The organism is Streptomyces sp. NPDC005805, assembly GCF_040630445.1.
In the GTDB taxonomy this organism is placed as follows: domain Bacteria; phylum Actinomycetota; class Actinomycetes; order Streptomycetales; family Streptomycetaceae; genus Streptomyces.
Genome location: NZ_JBEXXN010000106.1, coordinates 1 through 5,290, shown reverse-complemented (window position 1 = coordinate 5,290; position 5,290 = coordinate 1). Strand labels below are relative to the sequence as shown.

General features: G+C 73.4%; 3 protein-coding genes and 2 pseudogenes. 4 read left to right on the top strand and 1 reads right to left on the bottom strand.

From position 1 onward, the window contains the following. Positions 1–120: 120 nt before the first annotated feature. On the bottom strand, positions 121–2,394 hold the full coding sequence (locus ABZ457_RS30345; RefSeq protein ID WP_359164215.1) for an ATP-binding domain-containing protein: 2,274 nt from the start codon (positions 2,392–2,394) through the stop codon (positions 121–123). Between the two features lie 155 nt (positions 2,395–2,549). Between ABZ457_RS30345 and ABZ457_RS30340 the strand changes: the two are divergent. The 4 genes and pseudogenes from ABZ457_RS30340 to ABZ457_RS30325 all read left to right on the top strand — a co-directional run. Then, positions 2,550–3,095 (top strand): annotated as a pseudogene (locus tag ABZ457_RS30340) (DUF6817 domain-containing protein); the annotation flags it as partial. Then, positions 3,090–3,620: a S1 RNA-binding domain-containing protein gene (locus ABZ457_RS30335; RefSeq protein ID WP_359164212.1), complete on the top strand. Its 531-nt coding sequence runs from the start codon at positions 3,090–3,092 to the stop codon at positions 3,618–3,620. The pseudogene ABZ457_RS30340 and the gene ABZ457_RS30335, both read left to right, overlap by 6 nt. Before the next feature lie 120 nt (positions 3,621–3,740). Next, positions 3,741–5,180, top strand: a complete 1,440-nt coding sequence (locus ABZ457_RS30330; RefSeq protein WP_359164209.1) for a WGR domain-containing protein — start codon at positions 3,741–3,743, stop codon at positions 5,178–5,180. Between the two features lie 37 nt (positions 5,181–5,217). Then, positions 5,218–5,290 (top strand): annotated as a pseudogene (locus ABZ457_RS30325) (cell division protein CrgA); the annotation flags it as partial.

The following is a 5,290-nucleotide window of genomic DNA, read 5'->3' as shown; positions in this document are numbered from 1 at the left end:
CGGTGATGTGAGTCCGGGTGAGGGGGGTTGCGTCGTGTGCGCGGCCGCCCTCGGGGGGAGTCGGCGGGGTGTGGGGGCGCGGGGGGCACATGTGCCCCGGCCACACACCCCGTCCCGGTCTCACCCCTGGGTGCGCACCACACCGAGCCGCTGCGTCGCCCTGGTGTACGCCACATAGAGGTCGTTCACACCCTGCGCGGACCCGGTACGGATCAGCTCCGGCTCCACGACGATCACGGTGTCGAACTCCAGCCCCTTGGCCCCCTTCGGGTCGAGCAGCACCACGGACCGGGTGAGGTCCGGCTCCTCGCCCGCGGTCACCTCCGGCAGCTCGGCGGCCAGCTCCGGGTGGAGGGCGGCGGGCGCGATCACCGCGGTCCGCCCCTGCCCCGGCCCCTCCCCCGCACCGGGCGCGGCCGCCTTCTCCGCCGCCTCGGCGACCGTGCGGGCCAGCTCCCCGGGCCCCACGGTCCGCTCCCACGGCTCCCTGCCGGTCGAGCGGACCGAACGCGGCGGCTCGAAGTCCGGGTCCGTCTCCCGCCGCACCCGGGCGGCCAGGTCCATGATCTCGCTGGGCGTGCGGTAGTTGACGCCCAGCCGGGTGTGCTCCCAGCGGTCCTCCACGTACGGCCCGAGGATCGCCTCCCAGGAGCCGCAGCCCGCCTCGTCCCCGGTCTGCGCCGGGTCGCCGACCAGGGTCATGGAGCGGGTCGGGCAGCGGCGCATCAGCAGCCGCCAGGCCATCGCGGACAGCTCCTGCGCCTCGTCGACGATGATGTGCCCGAAGGCCCAGGTCCGGTCGGCGGCGGCGCGTTCGGCGGCCGAGCGGTGGTCGGCCTCCTCGTGGCGTTCGGCCATCCGCTCGGCGTCGATGACGTCGTGTGCGGCGAGGACCTCGGACTCCTCGTCCTCGAACTCGTAGGTCTCCGAGCCGTGGGACAGCTCCAGCACGCCCTGGGCGTAGGCGATCCGGTCCTGGCGTTCGGCCTCGGCGGCGGCGCGGGCCGCGCTGTCGTCGTGGCCGAGGAGTTCGGCCGCCTCGTCGAGCAGGGGCACGTCGGCGGGCGTCCAAGCGACTCCGGTGCGGCGCACCGCGTCGGCGTCGGCGGGCGGCAGATAGGGGTCCGGGTCGGCGAGCAGATCGGCGACGAGGCGCTGCGGGGTGAGCGGCGGCCACAGTTCGTCGATCGCGGCGTGCACGGTGCCGCTGGTGGCGATCTCCTTGCCGAGCTGGGCGATGTCGTCGGGCCCGAGGAGGTTCCCGCCGCCGTAGGGGTCGGCGCCCAGGCGGTCGGTGAGCTGTTCGGTGAGGGCGTCGATGATCCGGAAGGCGAAGTGGGGGCGGGCCAGGTTGTGGGGCAGCCCGGTGGCCCGGGCGCGGTCGCGCGCCTCGTGGGCCATCTCGCGGTGCAGCAGGAGGGTGCCGTAGCCCTCGTGGTCGATCTCCAGGGCGGGCTCCGGGAGTTCACCGCTCTCCTCGCCCGTGCCGGCGGGCAGGGTCTCGGGGAGGGTCTGGCGGTCGGCGACGGCGCGGGCGAGAACGTCCGCCATCGCGGCGCGGCCCTTGACGGCGGCGGCGCGCGGGGTGTCGGCGCCCCGGGCGCGCACCCCGGGGAACAGCTCGCCGAGGGTGGCGAGGAGCACCCCGGTCTCGCCGAGGGAGGGCAGCACCTCGCCGATGTAGCCGAGGAAGGCCGGGTTGGGCCCGACGATCAGGACCGCGCGGCGGGCGAGCTGTTCCCGGTCCGCGTAGAGGAGATAGGCGGCCCGGTGCAGGGCGACCGCGGTCTTCCCGGTCCCGGGGCCGCCCTCGACGACCAGGACGCCGTGGCGGGGCGCGCGGATGATCCGGTCCTGCTCGGCCTGGATGGTGCGCACGATGTCGGCCATCCGCCCGGTCCGGGCGGCGCCGAGGGCGGCGAGCAGCACCTCGTCGGCGTCGTGCGACTCGTGCCCGGTGCGGGTGGTGTCGGCGAGGTCCAGGATCTCGTCGTGCAGCGCGGTGACGGTCCGGTCCCTGGTGGTGATGTGCCGGCGGCGGCTCAGCCCCATCGTCTCGTATCCGGTGGCGAGGTAAAAGGGGCGGGCGACGGGGGCCCGCCAGTCGATCAGGAGAGGGGTACGGCTTTCGTCATCGGCGCGCATTCCGATTCGGCCGATGTGATGCCGGGCACCGCCCTGGTGATCGATCCTGCCGAAACAGAGACCGTTCTCGACCGCGTGCAGCGCGGCGAGCCGGCCGCTGTGCTCGGCGACCCCGACATCGCGCTCGATCCGGGCCTGCCGACCGGTGGTGACCTGGCCCATCGCCGTGGTCACGGCGTGCTCGGCCTGCTCCCGGAGAGCGTCGAGACGCTCGTAGAGCCGGGCGACGAATTGCTGCTCGTCCCGCAATTCCTCGTTTGACAATTCAGCTCCTGACGCGATATGGTGCCACCAGTGAATAACTTCCCCATCAACGCCGGGCATTGAGTCCGGACAGAGGGAAACATTCAATATACGCAATCCCGCCCCCCGCCCGTCAATTCGGTGGGGGTATTTTTCTGCGCATGCACACGCCCGACACGACCGCGCCCCTGGCCGAGGCCGCCGGCCTGCTGCGACGCCTCGGTGCCGCCGGGATCGACCACCCCGGCGGCACCCTCCTCGCCCATCTTGAGCGGGTCGAGCAGCGGCTGGCCCGCTGGGGCGCCCGGCCCGCCCTGCGGCTGGCGGGCCTCTGCCACGCCGCGTACGGCACCGACGGTTTTGCCGCCGGCCTGCTCCCCCTCGGCGAGCGCGCCGCCCTCGCCGAAGTGATCGGCGAGGAGGCGGAGGAGATCGTCCACTTCTACGCGAGCTGCGACCGCACCGCCTCGTACGCGGGCCTCGCCCGGGAGGACGGCGTCTTCCGCGACCGCTTCACCGGCACGGACCTGCTCCCCTCACCCGCCCGCCGCCGGGACTTCGCGGAGCTGACGGCGGCGAACGAGACCGACCTCGCCGAGGCGCACCCCGGCATCCGCACCCAACACGGCGGCGCCCTGCTCCGGCTGTTCACCTCGTGGCGGGCGCTGCTGAGCGAGCCGGCGTACCGCGACGCACGGGAGGTGCTGACCCCGAGGGGCGCGGAACGGCTGGAGTACCTGCGCGGACTGCGGTACGGCGACGTGGTCACCGGGGTGGTCGTGAAGATCGCCGACTTCGGGGTGACCTTCGTGGAACTCGGCGGCGTCGATGCCATGATGAACATCCCCGAGGTCTCCTGGCGTCCCCTGGACAGCCCGGCCGACGTGCTGCGGGAAGGCGAGGAGCGGGCGTTCACCGTGCTGAGCGTCGAGATCGCGGAGGACGGCGACGGCCGGGACCGGATCTCCCTGTCCCTCAAGGACCTCCACCCCGACCCGATGCGGGAGTTCGCCCGCGACGGCCTCGGGCGGACCCTGCGCGGCACGGTCACCAAGGAGGTGCCGTTCGGGGTGTTCGTCGCCGTCGCGGACGGGGTCGAGGGCCTGCTGCACCATGACGTCCTCGGCGGGCTGCGGCCGGCCGTGGGGGACGGGATCGAGGTCACCGTCACGGGTGTGAACGTGGTGAACCGTCAGGTGCGGCTCGCCCCGGCCCGCCCGACCGGGAGCTGAGCCCGGCGGCCTGCGGACGCCTCGCCGCCCGGGTCGTTGTCAGTGGTGCCCCCTACTCTGTGGAGCAGTGGGAACGGGCAGCACAGGACTGCCGGTTCGGTCCTGGGGGAGAGGTCTGCCATGTCTCGCACGACGACGTATCTGGAGCTGTCGCAAGACGGCGGGGGTGCGCACAAGTTCTACGAGGTGACCGTGGAGGGGACGGTCGTCTCGGTGCGCTACGGGCGCATCGGCGCCGACGGGCAGCTCCAGACGTCGTCGTTCCCGACCGCGCAGAAGGCGCAGGCCGCGGCGGCGAAGAAGATAGGCGAGAAGGTCCGCAAGGGGTACGCGCCCGCGGTCCAGGGGCAGCGCGCCGCCCGCGCGGTGACCCGCCGCCAGGTCGCCTCCGCCCCGTCCACCGCGCGCTCCACCGCGCCGGTCCTGTGGCGGTTCCGCACCGGCTCGTCCGCCTTCGGCATCCACATCGACGAGGACCGCTGCTGGGTGGGCAACCAGGCGGGCGACGTGTACACCCTCAGCCACGGCGGCGAGGTGCTGGCCCGGTACTCGCTGCCGGACGGCGTCAAGTGCCTGGTCGCGGACGACTTCTGGATCTACGCGGGCTGCGACGACGGCAAGGTGTACGACCTGTCGTCCAAGCTCCCCTTCGCCGCCTACGACATCGCCGCGGACGTGGACATCTTCTGGCTGGACATCCGGGAGGGCGTGCTCACCGTCTCGGACGCCGACGGCGGGCTGACCGTCATCGACCACGAGGACGAGTACCAGTGGGCCCGCCGGTCCGCGGGCAACCAGGCGTGGATGGTGCGCGCCGACGAACGCGCGGTCTACCACGGCCACTCGCGCGGGGTGACGGCCTACGCCCCGGACGGCGGCGGCGAGTTGTGGCACACGGCCACCGCCGGCGGAGTGCTCTTCGGCTGGCAGGAGGACCACGCGGTGTACGCGGGGACCGCCCGCCATGTCGTCCAGCGGCTCTCCAAGGCGAGCGGCGCGGTCGAGGCGACGTACCGCTGCGACGCCGCGGTGTACTCCTGCGCCACCTCCGCCGACGGCCGCCATGTGTTCGCGGGCGACTCCTCGTCCTCCGTGTACTGCTTCGCCGCCGACGGCACCCGGCTGTGGAAGCTGGGCACGGGCGGGGGCTCGGCGCTGTCGATGCAGTTCCGGGACGAGAAGCTGTACATGGTCACCACGGACGGCTCCCTGGTCTGCGTGGACGCGAGCGAGACGGCCGTCGCGGCGGCCCAGCAGGGCACCGTCCCGGTCGCCCGGGACGTCAAGTCCGCCGCCGCGCTGCCGACCTACACCCCGGCCGCGTCCGCCGCGGCGGTGGCCGTGGTCAGCCAGGCGCCGTCGGGCGGGGTGGTCGTCGAGTGCGTCCAGGCGGGCGGCCGGATGCGCGTCCATGTGGTGTCCGAGGGCTACGACCGCTCGTGGAACGTGCAGTTCCCCCGCGGCATCCGGGAGCCCGGCGCCCGCTATGTGGTCGACGCGCTGCACGCGGCGGAGTCCGGCTTCTACCGGGTGCGCGGGGAGATACGCCGCCTGGTCTGAGCGCCGGGCCCGCGGCTGAGGTCGTACGGTCCGCGCCAGCCGTAACTGGGTGGCCCCGGTGATGCTGGCGCTCTTCCTGATCGGCCTCGTCTGGATCGTCCTGTTCTATG

What these genes read in the sequence shown, in the direction of transcription:
- ABZ457_RS30330 (WP_359164209.1), top strand. Translation starts at nt 3,741, where the DNA reads ATGTCTCGCACGACGACGTATCTGGAGCTGTCGCAAGACGGCGGGGGT.